This is a genomic window from Ruegeria sp. G5 (genome assembly GCF_056533365.1).
Genome location: NZ_JBQFOK010000005.1, coordinates 53,514 through 69,874, shown reverse-complemented (window position 1 = coordinate 69,874; position 16,361 = coordinate 53,514). Strand labels below are relative to the sequence as shown.

The window sequence follows — 16,361 nt, the reverse complement described above, 5'->3', positions numbered from 1 at the left end:
GGGCATGTATGACTTGCCCGCACTACAGCCAGCAAATGACCGTTTCTGGCGTTCGATTCGTCAAAACCTTGGCTACGGCCCCGAGAAGTTATCACGAGGCATTGATGATTGGGAGGTCTGGCAACATGCAGACCTCGTGTTCGCCCAGACCTGCGGGATGCCTTATCGCAATTTTTTGCACGGCAAGGTGCAACTTGTCGGCACGCCCGACTATGGGCTCAGTGGGTGCCCGCCGGGATATTACCGGTCGGTTTTTGTCGCAAGAAAAGGCGATCCGCGCGGGCTGGAGGACTTAGTTAAGGGGACGTTTGCCTTTAACGATTCAATGTCTCAATCGGGTTGGGCTGCTCCGACCGTCTTTCTGGCGCGGCGGCATCTAAGCCTCAGTGCCGCTGTGAAAACCGGGGGTCACGCCTTGTCGGCGCAGGCCGTCGCATATGGAACTGCCGATTTTGCTGCGCTGGACGCCTTGACGTGGGAACTTTTGAAAGAGCACACCACCCTTGGCGAGGATTTACGCGCTGTCGAGGCCACTGAGCCCACCCTTGCCCTGCCGTACATCACATCACTTGGACAGGATGCTCAGCGCGTTGCGCTTTCCGTTCAATCCGCCATCAACATGCTATCTGATCAGGATCGTGCTTTGCTACACGTACGCGACCTGATCTCTGTTCCAGCCGATGCATATCTGTCTGTGCCGAACCCGCCCCAAACGGCGGTCGACCTGCTCAATCCCTGACCAATTTGGTAAGAACGTCTGGTCATTTCGTCGGTTTCAGACCCTGAACGTGTCATTTGCGCATTGCATTGAGCTGAATTTTAAGCCCTAGTACCGCACCAACACCAACCAAACCTGGACAACCCGTGACAGATTCCACTCCGGTCATCGAGATCAAAAACCTACACAAGAGTTTCGGCAATCTCGAAGTGCTGAAAGGGGTGGACATTACAGCAAGACGGGGTGACGTCGTGTCACTGATCGGCTCGTCCGGTTCAGGAAAATCGACGCTTTTGCGGTGCTGCAATCTGTTGGAAGACAGTCAACAAGGGGAAATCCTGTTCAAAGGTGAACCCGTACGCTGGAGCGGAAAAGGCCACAATCGCCGTCCCGCCGATCCTAAGCAGGTTTTGCGCATCCGTACCAACCTGTCGATGGTGTTTCAGCAATTCAACCTTTGGGCTCATATGACCATCCTGCAAAACGTGATGGAAGCGCCTGTCACCGTTCTGGGCCGCGACAAAGCAGAGGTTGAAGACAGCGCGCGCAAATATCTGGATAAGGTAGGGATCGGCGACAAGTGCGATGTCTATCCGGCCCAGCTTTCCGGGGGTCAGCAACAGCGCGCGGCGATTGCGCGTGGCCTGTGCATGGAGCCTGAGGCACTGTTGTTCGACGAACCGACATCAGCGCTTGATCCCGAGCTGGAGCAGGAAGTGATCAAGGTCATCAAAGACCTTGCCGCAGAAGGCCGCACCATGATCATCGTCACGCATGACATGAAGATGGCTGCGGATATTTCCAGCCATGTTGTCTTCCTGCATCAGGGCCTCATCGAAGAAGAAGGCCTGCCGGAAGACATCTTCACTACCCCTGAATCCGAACGGCTTCAGGGCTTTCTCTCCGCCACTAAGGCGGCGTAAATTCTGGACAGAACTAAACTGGGGAGTAACCAATGAAAAACCTGATTCTGACCACTGCAGCACTGGCCCTGACAGCTGGTTTCGCTATGGCCGACACTGTGCGCATGGGCACGGAAGGCGCTTACCCTCCGTATAACTTCATCAACGATGCAGGTGAGATTGACGGGTTCGAGCGCGAAGTGGGTGATGAGCTGTGCAAACGCGCCAACCTGGAATGCGAATGGGTCAAGAACGATTGGGATTCGATCATCCCGAACCTCGTCTCGGGCAACTACGATACGATCATCGCAGGTATGTCGATCACTGATGAACGCGACGAGGTGATCGACTTTACCCAGAACTATTTCCCGCCCACCGCTTCGGCCTATGTGGCAGCTTCGGAAGGTGTTGATCTAGAAGGTGGCATCGTAGCCGCGCAGACAGCAACCATTCAGGCCGGTCACATCGCCGAAAGCGGCGCGACACTGGTAGAGTTCGCGACGCCCGAAGAAACCATCGCAGCTGTACGCAACGGCGAGGCTGACGCTGTCTTCGCCGACAAAGACTACCTTGCCCCGCTGGTCGAGGAATCAGGTGGCGAACTGATCTTTGTAGGCCCCGATGTACCGCTGGGCGGCGGCATTGGCCTAGGCATTCGCGAAAGCGACGGTGAGTTACGCGGCAAATTTGACGAGGCAATCACCTCGATGAAAGCCGACGGTACCTTGAACGAAATGCTGATCAAATGGTTCGGCGAAGGTACACCGACTTACGACACTGATGGTTCGATCGTAACCAACTAAGTGCCATCTCATGGCCCGGCGCCCCATCGTGTGCCGGGCCACCTTGGCCGATAACCCGGCCTGACGTTCGAAAGACGCCCGATGTTCTCCTATTGCGCTGATCCAGACACGCTCGGTACGTTCCGGTGGTTCTCGTGCTATCTGACCAATGGCGTTCATTGGTCATTCTACCTGTCCTTTATCAAGGTTCTGGCTCTGCTGGCTGTCACAGCCCCCGTGGCGCTGAGTTTCGGCTTTGCCGGCGCAATGGCCGCCCGTTCGCATTTCCTGCCGCTAAGTTGGCTAGGGAAAGGCTATATCGCCGTTGTCAGGGGTGTTCCTGACATCGCGTTCTTTCTGTTCTTCGTGATCGCGCTGGATCAAGCTTTTGAATGGACACGGCATCAGGTGATGTGCCCCGAGTGGACAGACCCTGTCCGACAAGGCAACGACTTTATCGTATGTCAGGCTGCGAAACTGCCGCTTGGCAGCGCCCCTGAATGGATTCACGAAACATACGGGTTTTTTCTGGCGGTCGTTACATTCTCGATCGTGTTCGGCGCGTTTGCGGCCAACGTTCTCTTCGGGGGTATGCGTGCAGTGCCGCATGCTCAACTGGAAACGGCCGAAGCCTATGGCATGACTCGTCGCCAGACGTTCTGGCGTATCCTTGTGCCCCAAATGTGGGTCTACGCCCTGCCCGGCTTGTCGAACCTTTGGATGGTGTTGATCAAAGCCACTCCGCTGCTGTTCCTGCTGGGCATCGAAGACATCGTCTATTGGGCGCGCGAACTGGGTGGCACCAAGACCTCGCGTTTCACAAGTTACCCTCACGGCGACTGGCGCATGTGGTATTTCCTGTTCCTGCTGATTTTCTACCTTGGCATGACCCGCGTTTCGGAAATCGGACTTGAGAAACTGATGCGGCGTTTGTCTCACGGTCAGGCCACCGCAGGCGGAGAGCTTCTGCGCAAGGAGACGACGGCATGAGCTGCTTGCAAACAATTCAGGATTACGGCCTGCGGTCGATCGGGTATGGTGAGCGGCTACTGCCCAGAACCGACTTTACACTGTGCGAGCATTTCACCCTGATTGGCTCAGGGATGATCTGGAACGTCTATTTCGGTTTTGTTGCATTGGCGACCGGGTTCTTTTTGGCGACGGCTGTCGCGCTGGGAAAGGCCTCACCGAATAAATGGATACGTAAGCCTTCGGAATGGTTTATCTTTATCTTCCGCGGCTCGCCCTTGTTTATTCAGTTCTTCTTTGCTTATTTCCTCTTCCTGTCATTGAAGAAATCCTACCCAATGTTCGACGCGCTTACATCAGCTTGGCTTGGTGCGTTGATTGTCTTGTTCCTGAACACGGCCGCCTATTCGGGGGAAATCTTCTACGGTGCGCTTCGGTCGATCCCCAAAGGCGACATTGAGGCTGCTGACGCTTATGGCATGACAGGTTGGTCGCGGTTCCGCCGCATTGTCTGGCCAACAATGCTACGCCTTGCGTGGCCTGCATACACGAATGAGGCGATCTTTCTGTTTCAATCCACCACGTTGGTCTTTTTCTCAGCCTTCCCAGCTTGGCAGCAGCGAGGAGACGCGCTGTATTACGCCAGTTACTTTGCGGATAAGACGTTCAACCCGTTCGTCCCCTACCCCATTCTGGCGTTCTATTTCATCCTGCTGACACTTGTGATCGTGTGGGGTTTCGGCATGGTTAACAAGCGGTTGAACCGGCACCTTCCCACTGCCCAGAAATCGAAAATGAGGTTCCGACTGAACCTTGCACGTTGATGCAGGGTGCCATTCGATGCGACCAAACGGGCGTGCTTTTGCGGGCCCGTTTTTTTGTTCCAACGCAAGTTAACGTTCAAACGTTAAGCCATGTTTCCGAAGTTTTTGGGGGTAATGGTACCGCCTCCCTGGCTTGAACAGGGGACCTCTGGATCCACAATCCAGCGCTCTAACCAACTGAGCTAAGGCGGCACTCGTGAAGGGCGATGTACCGAACGCGCCCGGGGAATGCAAGAGGATTAAAGCCGAATTTTCCAGCTTTGTTCGACCAGATCGACACCGAAAGAATGGACCGGACGACTGTCGGTCAATTGCCAGCCCATGGACTTGTAAAGTGCGCATGCAGCCTTGTGACTTTCATGCGTCCAAAGCTCCATTTTGACAAAACCCCTATCCCGCGCATGCGACATACACGCCGTTAACATCTGTTTTCCCAGCCCTTTACCGCGGGCCTCTGGGACAAGAAAAAACAGGCGTAGCTTGGCAGTTTGTTCATCAAGTTTTACGCAAAATATACTGCCCAGTTTGCGGCCGCTATCTTCTGCAATCCATCCGCGTTCGAAACTGGGGTCATGGTTCACCACAAAATCATCCAGAATTTGGTGCACTAATTGCGCAAAGCTTTTGTCGAACCCTTCGTCGCGTTCGTACAGGATACCGTGCTGTTCAACCAACCAAGGAACATCATTCGGATCAAACGGTCGAAGCTGAATATCATGCATACCCCATCTGATAGCATCGGCGGCTTGATTCTCAAGTCTTTGCGCGCTAGCACGAACCTTCATCTCCGGAGGCGCAAATGGGCATCAACACCGAACGTGACATTCAGGCCAACCTGCAGATCGGCCCCACCGACCAAGGAATGGTACGCCTGTTCATCGAAGCCGATGGCGTCGAGATTCCCATGGACTTTGAACCCGAAGAGGCCGAGGAAATCGCAGAAGAAATTCGCGCTGCGGCGCAAGCTGCACTGGCTGTAAAAAGCTGACGACCTAAAGCCTTGGGTCGCGCAAGGTTTGCAATCTGCGCGCGGCGTCCATCGCAAATTTCTGAATCATTTTCTTACGCCGCGCCGGAGCCACCTTTTCTTCCGGGGCCATACGCACGATTTCCGCATCATAAGCGTCAGCAATAATCAGACCGGTTTGCGCAGGCAGCAGTTCCGTTGGAAAATCAATATCGACGGCCCAGAAAAACCTGTCACACCATTCCAGGTACCCTTGCCATTTCGCGTCTGACTGATAGTCAGCCCGACTGGACTTACACTCGACAACCCAAAGCTCGCCCCGGGGACCCAATCCCATAACATCCACACGCAGACCGCGTGTGGGCACGAATTCTTCCACAGACACAAACCCATGCGCCGACAAATGCCGCGCGACGCCTCGTGCTAGTTTCTGTCCTGGTTGAAGATCCAAAGTCATTTCAGAAATGTGAACAATTAGAGAACAAAAGGCAAGGCGCAACACATTGAAACTAAAGCTTGGAATGGATGCGGTTAGGCATGTCCATCTTGCAGTGGTCCAATCGTTTCGAAATGTCCCTTGCCGCCCCCAAAAACGTTATACGGCGCAATGGAATGGCGTCTTGAAGACCGTTGAGTCGCACAGAAGAGAACAACCTTTTATCTTTGCACCATGGTCTATGCCGGTTGCGGTTATCGAACCAAAACAGACAAGCTGATGGAACGAGCACGGCATTGAACGAAACAGTTGTTGCCTGACCCCTTGTGCGAACCCTCCGGACGCCCTAGGTAAGCGCTTGGCGGGTTCTGCCCTTCTTGTGACAGGTAGCATTCTGGTGGCCTTAAGCAATTCCGAGGGGGCTGGCTCTGTTCAGGTCCTGGCCTGATTACCCGGCGCCCACCTGTACATACAGGTCCTCGGGAATCAAACCGCACGGTTGACTGGTGGTCCCGCCACTTCTGCCTTCAGTCAATGGTTTGCGCAAAATTGACCTTTACGAATGTCTCGTCTTTCAATGCGAAATCGTACATTTGGCGGCCATTCCATTGCGGCATGTACTCAGCAAACAATAGATTTTTCTGATCTGGGCGAACGGGTACGGTCAGTTCTGCGACCGGCAATCCGACGCCGAAGTTCAATAATTGCCCTGCCCCATACCTTTGCGCAGCATGTGACACGGCATGGTGCAGCATGACGTGTTCGATATGACTGTATTCCCCCACTTGATTGTGCGTGATGATCGCTGACGGCTTAAACTGCTCCATCAGAGCAAAGGCAGATCCACTGAGCCAGGGGGTACATAAACATCAGCGGGAAACCAAGACGGTCTCAGCCGCTTCGAAAGGTGGTGCAATGCGGGCCATTTGAGCTCTTTAACCGGGGATGGCTCACCAAGATGGAAGTCTTGCAGCATGTGGGTGTAGCAGACATTTCCATTTATCGCGACGAGCTGCCCTGCCTTTTGCAATCCTTCGGCAATGGCCGCGTTCAAATCATGGAGATCTTGTCTAAAAGCATCAGAGGTAATCACCTCTTCGTATGTCGGCGCGTTCACAAAAATTGGCTTTCTTTGGCACTGCTATCCTGCTTGCGCGCCATAAGAATACTCCCCAGAAGGATTTTCAAGGTACGAATGGAGTCCGTGCGCCACTGTTACGCTGAGGCTTAGTTGTCAGGTCCAAGCCTCACCAACGTTCAGCTTTCTTCAACCTTCACCCGAGCAGGTTCAAAGCTGCTTACAACTGGCGTACCCCGGCGCGGGCCTTGGGGTTTTTCGGCCATGCTCATGATTTTGTAAGCAAATTGTACGCCTGCAAACACGATCCCATTCATGAACCATATCATGAACAAAGCGATCAGGCCTATGTCAGAGCCGGTGATCAGGTGACGCAAGTTTCCGACGTTCAACGCCAGCAACACACCGACAAACACGGCCGCGATGACAAAGCCCCACGCGACTTGGGTGATATACAAGCGGATCAGTTTGGGCATATTGGGCCTCCTTGCGCTACAACCGTAATTCTAGCGCAAGTCGGTTGCCGGTAAAGGCGTCAGAACGCCTCGGGTTGCGCCTCGCGGGCCATGTGGTCCAGAACGGCGTTGACGAACTTCGGCTCTTTGCCTTCGGGGAAAAAGGCGCGGGCCACGTCGACGAATTCATTGATGACCACCTTGGGGGGCGTGTCATTTTGGGTCAGCTCAGCGCCCGCGGCGCGGAAGGTGGCACGCAGGGTCGGGTCAATGCGAGCAATAGGCCATTTCGCCACCAGCGCGCGGTCGGTCATCTGGTCGATCGGGGCCTGGTAGTTCACCGCATCCTCAACCAGTTTGCGGAACAGGCGGATGTCGCCGTCCAGCATTTCCTCGCCCTCGTAGACGGCACCAAACCGGTGATCCAGAAACTCGGTCACAACCTGCTCGGTCGTCTGGCCCGACTGCTCCATTTGGAACAACGCCTGAACAGCATAAAGCCGGGCGGCGGATTTCATCAGGCGTTTCTGGTTGGCCGGTTTCGGCGCGTCGGTCTGGGTCATGCTGTCTTGGGTCCGTTGCTGTCGCCCGCCACAAGGATGGACTCGGACGGGGGCTTAAAGCCCACGCCCTTTTTGGAAGAGCCCCACTTACGGCTGAGCGCGATCAGATGCAAGGCCGCAGCGGCCGCTCCGCCACCTTTATTCATCTTTTCAGGGTTGGCGCGAACCTCGGCCTGTTCGTCGTTTTCGACGGTCAGGATACCGTTGCCGATCAGCAAGCCCTGCAGGCCCATCAACTGGATGGCCCGGCTGGAATCGTTGCAGACGGTTTCATAATGCGTGGTCTCGCCACGAATAACGCAGCCCAGCGCGACATAGCCGTCATAGTTGCACTGACGATCCGCCATGGCGATGGTGGTCGGAATCTCCAGCGCACCGGGTACTTCGACGACGTCGCAGGTGCCGCCTGCGGCCTCGATCTCGGCCTTGGCACCGGCGACCATATTGTCGGCAATGGCACGATAGAACGGGGCCACCACCAGCAGCAGTTTCACCGGCTTGTCGAAGGTCGGGGTCGGCAGGACGCCGTGTTTGTCTTGTTCAGCCACGATCAGTCTTCCTTGAGGATAGAGCGGGTGCCGACGATGGACAGACCAAAGGCGTCGAGCCCCAGATATACGGTTTCAGGCGAGTCGGTCAGCAGTATCAGTTCCTGAATGCCCATCTTGGACAGGATCTGCGAACCAAGGCCGGTTTGCTTGATGGTCCGCGGGCCTTCATCTTCCGGCGCGTAAAGCGAGTTGCGCGGCTGGCGGAACAGGCAGACGACGCCCCTGCCTTCCTCGGCGATCTTCTCCATCGCGCGTGGCAATTCGCGCGAGGATTTGGGGCCAAGACCCAGAATATCAGGCGCTTCGTGCAGCGCGTGGGTGCGGGTCAGCACAGGCTGGGGTGTCGCAATGTCACCTTTGATCATCACCACATGTTCGATGCCGTGGGTCTGATCGGTGAAAATCCGCATCTCCCATTCGCCCCCATATTCGGAGGTGACCGTTTCGCGCGAGGTTTCGACGACAAGGTTATCATTGCGCGATCGGTAACTGATCAGATCGCTGATCGTGCCGATCTTCATGTCGTGGGTTTTAGCGAACTCCACCAGATCGGGCAGTCGGGCCATGGTGCCGTCGGGCTTCATGATCTCGCAGATGACACCCGAGGGGTTCAGCCCAGCGAGGCGTGAGATATCAACGGCGGCCTCGGTATGACCCGCACGCACCAGCACCCCACCCCGCTTAGCGCGCAGGGGGAAGATGTGACCCGGTGTTGCGATATGCGCCATCGTGTTCTGTTCGTTGATCGCCGTTGCTACGGTAAGCGCGCGATCTGCGGCGGAAATCCCGGTCGACACACCCTCACGCGCTTCGATCGATACGGTGAACGCTGTTTCATGACGGGATGAGTTGTTCACGGCCATCATCGGCAGGCCCAACGCGTCCACACGTTCCGCCGTCATCGGCAGACAGATCAGCCCGCGCCCATGGGTGGCCATGAAGTTGATCGCCTCGGCATCCGCAAACTCGGCAGCGATGACCAGATCGCCTTCGTTCTCGCGATCTTCGTGGTCGACCAGAATGTACATCCGGCCTTTGCTCGCCTCTTCGATGATCTCTTCGATCGGGCTGATCGCGTCGCGCAGTTGCGCCTCGACGGGTCCGGGGGTTTCAAAGCTCATTGGGCAGCCTTTCGCTGAGCAAGTTTGCACGGGTGGATAGACCACCCCGCGCGCAAAGGCCAGTCTGCAAACGCCCCGAACTGGTCAGAACGCGGCGTTTAAATCAGGACATTTCGGCCAGACGGGCCACGTAGCGGGCCAGCGTGTCGATCTCAAGGTTCACCTTGTCCCCAACCGAGACATCACCCCAAGTCGTCACCTCTTTGGTGTGGGGGATGAAGTTGATGCCGAAATCGCAGTCGTCCACATCATTCACGGTCAGAGATGTGCCGTTCAGTGCGACAGATCCCTTAGGCGCGATGAACCGCGCCAGATCCTTGGGCGCACGAAGGGTAACGCGGGTGCTGTCACCCTCATCCTGCACGGCAACAACTTCGGCTACGCCATCTACGTGACCAGAAACGATGTGACCGCCCAGCTCATCCCCGACCTTAAGCGCACGCTCAAGGTTGACGCGTTTACCAAGTTGCCAAACGTCCAGATTGGTCTTCGATACGGTCTCGGCGCTGATCTGGACATCGTACCAGTCGTCGCCCAGCGCAATCACGGTCAGGCACACACCATCGCTGGCAATGGAAGCGCCGATATCGATTCCGGCAGTGTCATAGCCCGTTTTGATGCGGGCCCGCAGATCACCCTGCTGGTCAAGCTCGGTTACGGTGCCAACATCGGTGACGATCCCAGTGAACATTTACTTTACCCTCGGTGTTTAGACTATGAGCCGTTGTCAGTGCCGAGGTAAGGGTAACCGCCCGTCCGGGCAAGCCCTGCCTTGCCGCACGCGGCGCAAAAAGGCATAAATTTGAAACCCAAAGACAAGAGCAGCACAGATGCCACCACTCACCACAGGCAAGCAGGGCCGCGTCTTCCTGTTCTTACAGGGACCACATGGCCCGTTTTTCAGCAGCTTGGCGCACGCTCTGCGCAAAACCGGGGCTGAGACGTGGCGCGTTGGGTTCAACGCTGGTGATAAGGCTTTTTGGAGCGACCCTGGCAGTTACATTCCCTACACCGACCGCCCCGAACAATGGCCCGCTCGGTTATATGAGCTGATAACTTCTCTGGGCGTCACCGATATCGTGCTTTACGGCGATACGCGTCCAATCCACGCACATGCCGTGGAGATCGCGAATGACCGCAACATCACAGTTCACGTCTTCGAAGAAGGCTATTTGCGGCCTTGGTGGGTGACGTATGAGCGTGCGGGATCCAACGGAAACTCGCGCCTTATGACGCTAGACGTAGCGGATATGGAGCACGCCCTGGAACGATCCGATACGCAAGAGCCGCCCCCACCGTCCCATTGGGGCGATATGCGACAGCACATCTTTTACGGGGCTCTCTATCACTGGTTTGTTCTGTTTCTCAATCAAAAGTACCGAAACTTTCGCCGTCACCGCGACCTTCCGGTCTCAAAAGAGTTCTGGCTTTATTTCAAACGGTTGATGTTCATGCCGTTCCACAGAATTGACCGCCGCTGGGCCACGCTGCGCGCGCGGAAAAGCGGCATGCCCTATCACCTCGCGTTACTACAACTCGGGCATGACAGCTCTGTTCAATCTCACTCAGACTATTCGTGTACGTCCGAGTTTTTGGAGCACGCTATCCAAGGCTTTGCAAAAGGCGCACCGCAGCATCACCAACTGGTCATCAAAGAGCATCCGCTTGAAAATCATCGGGAACCTCTGGGCCGGCGCAGTCGAGAAATTGCCGCCCGATATGGGGTCGCCGACCGGGTCCACTATGTCCCCGGCGGGAAACTTGCCCGCCTGCTGAATGACGCGAATTCTGCAATTACGATCAACTCTACCGCTGGTCAGCAAGTCCTTTGGCGCGGCATCCCACTGCGGGCGTTTGGGCGATCCGTCTACGACAAACCCGAGTTCAACTCGCGACAGTCCATAGCTGACTTTTTTGCCAATCCGACGCCACCCGATCTAGCCGCATATCAAACCTACCGTCAGTTTCTTTTGAAAACCTCTCAGATCCCTGGGGGTTTTTATTCCAGACGAGGAAGGCGCCAGCTACTTAGGCGTGTGACGGACATGATGTTGTCAGCAGAGGATCCCTATCAGGCTCTTCTCAAGCCGAAAGAGGCGCGGACGACACAGTTGCAGGTCGTTGATGGGCATAAACAGGTTGGTGCTGGAGTTTGAGGCATCGACCGGGTAACTTGAAACAAAGAAAAGAAGACTGAGGATATTCGGCAGTGCAGCGCTTTCCTACCCAATGGGTGCGGGGGATTTCCCTTGTTGCCGCTTTTGGTCTGCTGGCCGCGTGCCAGCTCCCTAAGTCTGGCCCCAGCAAAAACGAAATACTTGCCGGTTCGGTGGAAAATGGCGGCAACGCCTTTGTCGTCGAAGTGGACGACCGCGTGGCTCAAGCCACGTCTGCGATCCCACATTTCGGATTCTCGCAATCGTTTCGCAGCGCAGAGAACCTGAAAGCGGATACCGTTCGACCGGGTGATGTTCTAAGCCTCTCCATTTGGGAAAACGTGGATGACGGCCTTTTGACGTCCCAGGCAGGCGGCGCCACTTCGCTGAACGATATCCAGGTCGACAGCGATGGCTTTATCTTTGTGCCCTACGCTGGCCGTGTTCGCGCGGCAGGAAACACGCCCGAGCAGTTGCGCCAGTTGATTACCGGTGAGCTGCGCGAACAGACCCCTGACCCTCAGGTCGAGGTTCGCAGATCTGCCGGAAACGGCTCAACCGTATCATTGAACGGCGAAATCGGGGCGCCGGGCATTTACCCAATCGAAAGCCCCACGCGCACCCTGGCGGGGATGTTATCGCAAGCTGGCGGCGTGTCTGTCGGGTCTGATATAGCGCTGGTAACGGTGCTGCGTGGAAACCAAAGGGGCACGGTCTGGTATGACGACCTCTTCAGCAACCCGGAACTGGATATCGCCTTGCGCGCCGGTGACCGCATTCTGGTCGAAGCCGATAGCCGTTCATATGTAGCACTTGGTGCGACGGGACAATCACGCGTCGCCTTTGACAGTCAGGATCTCTCGGCCTTGGAAGCTTTGGCTCAGGTCGGCGGCTTGCAATCCTTGTCCTCGGATCCAACAGGCATTTTTGTCCTTAGGAAAGAGCGACAGGACATTGCCAGAACCGTAATGGGACGGGCTGACCTGCAAGGCGATCAACGCGTGATTTACCTGCTGAACCTGACCGCCCCGAATGGCCTGTTCATTGCGCGTGACTTTGTCATTCGAGACGACGACACGATTTACGTGACCGAAGCCCCATATGCTCAGTGGAGCAAGTCGATCTCATTGATCGCGGGCGGCCTCACCCCTCTTGCCAATGTCACCACGTTAACGGGCGGGTGATGTCATCCGACATACCGGCAAACGATGAACGCACACAGTTGTTTGTCTACAACGGTGGTTTTCTGACAGACCGTCGGGTTCGGCGTATCCTTTCGCTGGCCGGGTACGACATAAAGCTGGGCAAACCCAAGGAAGCTGACAGTGTTGTTGGCGTCTGGGGCAATAGCCCCACCGCCCATCGCGGTCTGGGCGTCGCCGAGAGACATAGCGCGCCCGTCCTGCGCGTCGAAGACGCGTTTTTGCGATCGCTCCATCCGGGTCGCAGCGGCGAGCCGCCTCTGGGGTTGCTTCTGGATCGCTCTGGGGTCCATTTTGATCCAGCCCAGTCATCGGATGTCGAGACGTTGTTGGCGACCCACCCGCTGGACGACACGGCCCTATTGAACCGAGCACGTGGCGCGATTGCGCGGATAAAGGAATTACATCTTAGCAAGTACTCGGCTTTCGATCCGACGCGCCCTCCGCCGGACCCGGGATACGTTCTCGTTGTCGATCAGGCACGCGATGATGCATCTGTCACCGCCAGCGCAGGCGACACAGCGCGCTTTCGTGAAATGCTGGTAATGGCGCAAGAGGAACACCCCGGTGCCCGTGTCCTGATCAAGACCCACCCCGAGACGATCGCCGGGCACCGCAGCGGGTACTACTCGGAACAGGATCTGACGGACCGCGTGTCAGAATTTAGTGACCCGATTAGCCCCTGGTCGCTGCTAGAGGGCGCGGTCGGGGTATACACGCTGTCCTCTCAGTTCGGGTTCGAAGCGATCCTGGCGGGGCATAAGCCACGCGTATTCGGCCAACCTTTTTACGCCGGTTGGGGCCTGACCAAGGACGAAGCATATTTTACGCGCCGCCAACGCACACTAACGGCTGCTCAGCTATTCGCAGTTGCAATGATCCTGTACCCCACCTGGTATGATCCTTACCGGGATGAGCTGTGCCAGTTGGAAACTGTGCTGGACATTTTAGAAGCGCGTACCCGCGCGTGGCGACAGGATCATGCCGGTTGGACAGCTTCGGGCATGCGGCTATGGAAGCGTAAACACCTGCAAGATGTCTTTGGAAGCGTCCATAAGGTCGAATTTACCAAAGGCCCGCCCCCGTCTTCCGCCAAACCTCACATGATTTGGGCCCGCCACGCCGATGGCCTTGAAAATGTCATCCGTGTCGAAGATGGACTATTGCGATCCAAAGGATTGGGTGCGCATTTAGTACCGCCCCTGTCGCTGGTGACTGACGATCAGGGAATATACTACGATCCGACACGCCCCAGCAAACTGGAAGAGCTCGTCTCACGTCGGGAAAAACTGCGGCCGGATCAAGAGTTGCGCGCTGAAAAACTGGTATCGCGTATTAATTCCGGGCAGATCAGCAAGTATAATGTCGGCGGCTCCCCTCCTGCCCTGCCTGATGGACACCGGATACTGGTGCCCGGTCAGGTTGAGGACGATGCATCTGTTTTGTTGGGCGCTGGCAGTGTTCGTACCAATGCCGACCTGCTGCGCGTTGCACGCCAAGAAAACCCCAATGCGATCGTGATCTACAAACCACATCCGGATGTCGAAGCGGGGCTGCGCGATGGGGCAATAGATGCAAACGACCTCGCAGACATCGTCGCGCCGCAAACAAACCCAGCATTGCTTCTGTCGCAAGTCGACGAGGTCTGGACAATGACGTCCCTGCTGGGCTTTGAGGCGCTGCTGCGAGGGATAAGCGTCACGACACTGGGGGCGCCGTTTTATGCAGGCTGGGGGCTGACCAACGACCTTGGGAACGTACCTGCGCGACGTGGCGCGCGCCCTTCTCTTATGGGCTTGGTTCACGCTGCACTGATTGACTACCCGCGTTATTTTGATCCTGTCACAGGTCAACCCTGCCCAGTGGAAGTCGCATTGGCGCGGCTAGAGGATGGTGACTGGACTAACCGAGGACCTGCGTTGCGCCTGCTGTCAAAGCTGCAAGGTGCTCTGGCCACTTACGCGCACCTCTGGCGACGTTAGCGCAGGGATCGCCTCCAACGATGCAGAACGTCCGGACCAACGGCCCGCGCTTCAGCAAGTTCGAACCGAGGTGCAGTTTCAAGCGTTTCAAGGCCGAGGGTGCCGATGGCAGGCAAACCTTCTGCACCAATGGTTAAGCCAGCGCTAAAGCCCACCAGCTCGTCCACCAAATCACGTTCAAGCAGCGACGCCGCCAGGGCGGAGCCCCCCTCGCAGAAGACACGAGTCAGGCCCGCGTGTCCGAGTTGTTGCAACAAATCCAACGCGTCAATGTGGTGGTCTTTCAAGGCACAGGGGATCAGACGCGCGCCCAGATTTTTCCATGCTTGCGCCCGTTCTGCATCGGGCGACGGCCCGTGGCACAACCAAACCGGCACTTGCGCCGCAGTGCGGGCCAGATGACCCATCAGAGGCAGGTCAAGATGCCGCGAGACAACGACACGAACAGGTTGCGCCTCAACCCCGAGGTCACGAACCGTGAGCGAAGGATCATCTGCCCGAGCCGTACCCGCACCGACCATAACAGCGTCATGTACGGCGCGCATTGCGTGGACCTCGCGCCTTGCCTGTGGCCCGGTGATCCACTTGCTGTGACCGCTGGCCGTTGCGATCCGTCCGTCAAAACTGCTGGCCAGTTTAAGGGTAACGAACGGTCGCCCTTGTTCAATCTTGAGGAAAAAGCCCGCGTGGTCCCGCTCGGCCAACTCCGACAGTACGCCGGTCGTGACTTCGACCCCTGCTTCTCGCAACCTTGCAAAACCACGCCCTGCAACGCGCGGATCGCTATCCTCGATCGGAGAAACAACGCGTTTCACACCAGCATCAATCAGCGCCTCAGTACAGGGTGGCGTCTTGCCGTGGTGGGCGCAGGGTTCAAGCGACACATAAGCTGTGGCACCTTTTGCCGCCGCCCCCGCCTGCGACAATGCCTCGGTTTCGGCATGTGGACGTCCGCCATGTTGCGTCCATCCGCGACCAACGATCCGGTCATCTCGGACAATCACACAACCCACCGACGGGTTGGGCCAACACGTCCCCCAGCCGCGCCGACCCAAAGACAAGGCCAACGCCATATATCGCTTATCTGTTTCGCTCACTCGTCAGTCGAAGGCTGCGGCGGGCGCAGTTCGTGGACAAATTCCTCGAAATCATCGGCCGCCTGGAAATTCTTGTATACGCTCGCAAAGCGAACATAGGCGACGGTGTCAATACGCGCCAGAGCTTCCATGACAATCTCACCGATCTTGCTGGACGGGATGTCAGTCTCGCCCATGCTTTCCAAACGGCGCACGATGCCCGAGATCATCTGGTCGATACGCTCTGGATCAATGGGGCGTTTCTGCATGGAGATTCGGATCGAGCGTTCCAGCTTGTCCCGGTCAAAGTCTTCGCGTTTGCCGTTGGTTTTGATCACCACGAGATCGCGCAGCTGAACGCGCTCATACGTCGTGAAGCGTCCACCGCAAGCCGGGCAGAAACGGCGTCGACGGATTGCGACGTGGTCCTCTGCAGGTCGTGAATCTTTCACCTGAGTGTCGATATTTCCGCAAAACGGGCAGCGCATCCGCCGTCTCCTCGTCCCTAATTCCGCCTCTTTTTGTAAGCACTTTGGCTTACTTATCCACAACTATAGGGCAGCCGCTAGAGTTTGGGTA

The 16,361-nt window shown here is 56.6% G+C and carries 19 protein-coding genes and 1 tRNA gene; 9 read left to right on the top strand and 11 right to left on the bottom strand.

Annotated elements, in window-relative coordinates; genetic code table 11:
* Positions 1–4: 4 nt before the first annotated feature.
* From ACR0BD_RS10560 to ACR0BD_RS10540, 5 genes are all read left to right on the top strand, one after another.
* Positions 5–739 (top strand): phosphate/phosphite/phosphonate ABC transporter substrate-binding protein, encoded by a 735-nt coding sequence (locus ACR0BD_RS10560; protein ID WP_480830282.1) that lies wholly within the window; start codon positions 5–7, stop codon positions 737–739.
* A gap of 125 nt (positions 740–864) precedes the next feature.
* Positions 865–1,641, top strand: coding sequence for an ABC transporter ATP-binding protein (locus tag ACR0BD_RS10555; RefSeq protein ID WP_480697800.1), 777 nt, complete (start codon positions 865–867; stop codon positions 1,639–1,641).
* Positions 1,642–1,673: 32 nt separating this feature from the next.
* Positions 1,674–2,423 carry a transporter substrate-binding domain-containing protein gene (locus tag ACR0BD_RS10550; RefSeq protein WP_480830281.1) on the top strand — a complete coding sequence of 250 codons (750 nt, stop codon included), beginning with the start codon at positions 1,674–1,676 and terminating at the stop codon, positions 2,421–2,423.
* 81 nt (positions 2,424–2,504) lie between these two features.
* Entirely contained in the window at positions 2,505–3,392 is an 888-nt protein-coding gene (locus tag ACR0BD_RS10545; protein WP_480697804.1) for an ABC transporter permease, read from the top strand.
* A complete protein-coding gene (locus ACR0BD_RS10540; protein WP_480830280.1) occupies positions 3,389–4,195 on the top strand; it encodes an ABC transporter permease in 807 nt (268 codons plus the stop codon). The genes ACR0BD_RS10545 and ACR0BD_RS10540 overlap by 4 nt, the downstream gene beginning before the upstream one ends.
* A 115-nt stretch (positions 4,196–4,310) precedes the next feature.
* Here ACR0BD_RS10540 and ACR0BD_RS10535 read toward each other — a convergent pair.
* Together ACR0BD_RS10535 and ACR0BD_RS10530 are read right to left on the bottom strand one after the other, a co-directional pair.
* Positions 4,311–4,387: transfer RNA gene (locus ACR0BD_RS10535), tRNA-His, on the bottom strand.
* Positions 4,388–4,434: 47 nt separating this feature from the next.
* The gene (locus ACR0BD_RS10530) at positions 4,435–4,917 is read right to left on the bottom strand and encodes a GNAT family N-acetyltransferase (protein WP_480830279.1); all 483 of its coding nucleotides are present in this window, start codon (positions 4,915–4,917) and stop codon (positions 4,435–4,437) included.
* A 77-nt stretch (positions 4,918–4,994) separates the two neighbouring features.
* On the opposite strand from ACR0BD_RS10530, the gene ACR0BD_RS10525 reads away from it, so the two are divergent.
* Positions 4,995–5,183 (top strand): DUF6324 family protein, encoded by a 189-nt coding sequence (locus ACR0BD_RS10525; RefSeq protein ID WP_480697810.1) that lies wholly within the window; start codon positions 4,995–4,997, stop codon positions 5,181–5,183.
* A 4-nt stretch (positions 5,184–5,187) separates the two neighbouring features.
* Here ACR0BD_RS10525 and ACR0BD_RS10520 read toward each other — a convergent pair whose 3' ends face one another.
* The 7 genes from ACR0BD_RS10520 to ACR0BD_RS10490 all read right to left on the bottom strand — a co-directional run bounded on the left by ACR0BD_RS10520 (position 5,188) and on the right by ACR0BD_RS10490 (position 10,057).
* Positions 5,188–5,619 (bottom strand): MmcB family DNA repair protein, encoded by a 432-nt coding sequence (locus ACR0BD_RS10520; protein ID WP_480830278.1) that lies wholly within the window; start codon positions 5,617–5,619, stop codon positions 5,188–5,190.
* Between the two features lie 506 nt (positions 5,620–6,125).
* Positions 6,126–6,425, bottom strand: coding sequence for a hypothetical protein (locus tag ACR0BD_RS10515; protein ID WP_480830277.1), 300 nt, complete (start codon positions 6,423–6,425; stop codon positions 6,126–6,128).
* Positions 6,426–6,855: 430 nt separating this feature from the next.
* Positions 6,856–7,152, bottom strand: a complete 297-nt coding sequence (locus tag ACR0BD_RS10510; RefSeq protein ID WP_480830276.1) for a hypothetical protein — start codon at positions 7,150–7,152, stop codon at positions 6,856–6,858.
* A 59-nt stretch (positions 7,153–7,211) separates the two neighbouring features.
* Positions 7,212–7,694, bottom strand: coding sequence for a transcription antitermination factor NusB (gene nusB, locus ACR0BD_RS10505; RefSeq protein ID WP_480697818.1), 483 nt, complete (start codon positions 7,692–7,694; stop codon positions 7,212–7,214).
* Positions 7,691–8,242 carry a 6,7-dimethyl-8-ribityllumazine synthase gene (locus tag ACR0BD_RS10500; RefSeq protein WP_480830275.1) on the bottom strand — a complete coding sequence of 184 codons (552 nt, stop codon included), beginning with the start codon at positions 8,240–8,242 and terminating at the stop codon, positions 7,691–7,693. Before ACR0BD_RS10500 ends, nusB begins: the two co-directional genes overlap by 4 nt.
* A gap of 2 nt (positions 8,243–8,244) precedes the next feature.
* The gene (gene ribB / locus ACR0BD_RS10495) at positions 8,245–9,366 is read right to left on the bottom strand and encodes a 3,4-dihydroxy-2-butanone-4-phosphate synthase (RefSeq protein WP_480830274.1); all 1,122 of its coding nucleotides are present in this window, start codon (positions 9,364–9,366) and stop codon (positions 8,245–8,247) included.
* 103 nt (positions 9,367–9,469) lie between these two features.
* A complete protein-coding gene (locus tag ACR0BD_RS10490; protein ID WP_480697824.1) occupies positions 9,470–10,057 on the bottom strand; it encodes a riboflavin synthase in 588 nt (195 codons plus the stop codon).
* A gap of 139 nt (positions 10,058–10,196) precedes the next feature.
* Here ACR0BD_RS10490 and ACR0BD_RS10485 point away from each other — a divergent pair, with 139 nt between their 5' ends.
* From ACR0BD_RS10485 to ACR0BD_RS10475, 3 genes are read left to right on the top strand one after another with little or no spacing between them, the layout of a single operon-like run.
* A complete protein-coding gene (locus ACR0BD_RS10485) occupies positions 10,197–11,522 on the top strand; it encodes a capsule biosynthesis protein (protein WP_480830273.1) in 1,326 nt (441 codons plus the stop codon).
* A gap of 53 nt (positions 11,523–11,575) precedes the next feature.
* Positions 11,576–12,706: a polysaccharide biosynthesis/export family protein gene (locus ACR0BD_RS10480; protein ID WP_480697828.1), complete on the top strand. Its 1,131-nt coding sequence runs from the start codon at positions 11,576–11,578 to the stop codon at positions 12,704–12,706.
* Positions 12,706–14,706, top strand: a complete 2,001-nt coding sequence (locus ACR0BD_RS10475) for a capsular polysaccharide biosynthesis protein (protein WP_480830272.1) — start codon at positions 12,706–12,708, stop codon at positions 14,704–14,706. The genes ACR0BD_RS10480 and ACR0BD_RS10475 overlap by 1 nt, the downstream gene beginning before the upstream one ends.
* Here the strand turns inward: ACR0BD_RS10475 and ribD are convergent.
* Together ribD and nrdR are read right to left on the bottom strand one after the other, a co-directional pair.
* Entirely contained in the window at positions 14,703–15,803 is a 1,101-nt protein-coding gene (gene ribD, locus ACR0BD_RS10470; RefSeq protein ID WP_480830271.1) for a bifunctional diaminohydroxyphosphoribosylaminopyrimidine deaminase/5-amino-6-(5-phosphoribosylamino)uracil reductase RibD, read from the bottom strand. The two genes, ACR0BD_RS10475 and ribD, sit on opposite strands and share 4 nt — an antisense overlap.
* Entirely contained in the window at positions 15,800–16,270 is a 471-nt protein-coding gene (nrdR, locus tag ACR0BD_RS10465; protein WP_037307671.1) for a transcriptional regulator NrdR, read from the bottom strand. Before nrdR ends, ribD begins: the two co-directional genes overlap by 4 nt.
* Between the last annotated feature and the right edge of the window lie 91 nt (positions 16,271–16,361).

Excerpts from the sequence above, each read along its gene's own strand:
- ACR0BD_RS10485 (WP_480830273.1), top strand. The coding sequence starts at position 10,197 with ATGCCACCACTCACCACAGGCAAGCAGGGCCGCGTCTTCCTGTTCTTA.
- ACR0BD_RS10560 (WP_480830282.1), top strand. The coding sequence starts at position 5 with ATGTATGACTTGCCCGCACTACAGCCAGCAAATGACCGTTTCTGGCGT.
- ACR0BD_RS10545 (WP_480697804.1), top strand. The coding sequence starts at position 2,505 with ATGTTCTCCTATTGCGCTGATCCAGACACGCTCGGTACGTTCCGGTGG.
- ACR0BD_RS10515 (WP_480830277.1), bottom strand. The coding sequence starts at position 6,425 with ATGGAGCAGTTTAAGCCGTCAGCGATCATCACGCACAATCAAGTGGGG.
- ACR0BD_RS10525 (WP_480697810.1), top strand. The coding sequence starts at position 4,995 with ATGGGCATCAACACCGAACGTGACATTCAGGCCAACCTGCAGATCGGC.
- nrdR (WP_037307671.1), bottom strand. The coding sequence starts at position 16,270 with ATGCGCTGCCCGTTTTGCGGAAATATCGACACTCAGGTGAAAGATTCA.
- ACR0BD_RS10490 (WP_480697824.1), bottom strand. The coding sequence starts at position 10,057 with ATGTTCACTGGGATCGTCACCGATGTTGGCACCGTAACCGAGCTTGAC.
- ACR0BD_RS10510 (WP_480830276.1), bottom strand. The coding sequence starts at position 7,152 with ATGCCCAAACTGATCCGCTTGTATATCACCCAAGTCGCGTGGGGCTTT.
- ACR0BD_RS10550 (WP_480830281.1), top strand. The coding sequence starts at position 1,674 with ATGAAAAACCTGATTCTGACCACTGCAGCACTGGCCCTGACAGCTGGT.
- ACR0BD_RS10475 (WP_480830272.1), top strand. The coding sequence starts at position 12,706 with ATGTCATCCGACATACCGGCAAACGATGAACGCACACAGTTGTTTGTC.
- ACR0BD_RS10520 (WP_480830278.1), bottom strand. The coding sequence starts at position 5,619 with ATGACTTTGGATCTTCAACCAGGACAGAAACTAGCACGAGGCGTCGCG.
- nusB (WP_480697818.1), bottom strand. The coding sequence starts at position 7,694 with ATGACCCAGACCGACGCGCCGAAACCGGCCAACCAGAAACGCCTGATG.
- ACR0BD_RS10540 (WP_480830280.1), top strand. The coding sequence starts at position 3,389 with ATGAGCTGCTTGCAAACAATTCAGGATTACGGCCTGCGGTCGATCGGG.
- ribB (WP_480830274.1), bottom strand. The coding sequence starts at position 9,366 with ATGAGCTTTGAAACCCCCGGACCCGTCGAGGCGCAACTGCGCGACGCG.
- ACR0BD_RS10530 (WP_480830279.1), bottom strand. The coding sequence starts at position 4,917 with ATGCATGATATTCAGCTTCGACCGTTTGATCCGAATGATGTTCCTTGG.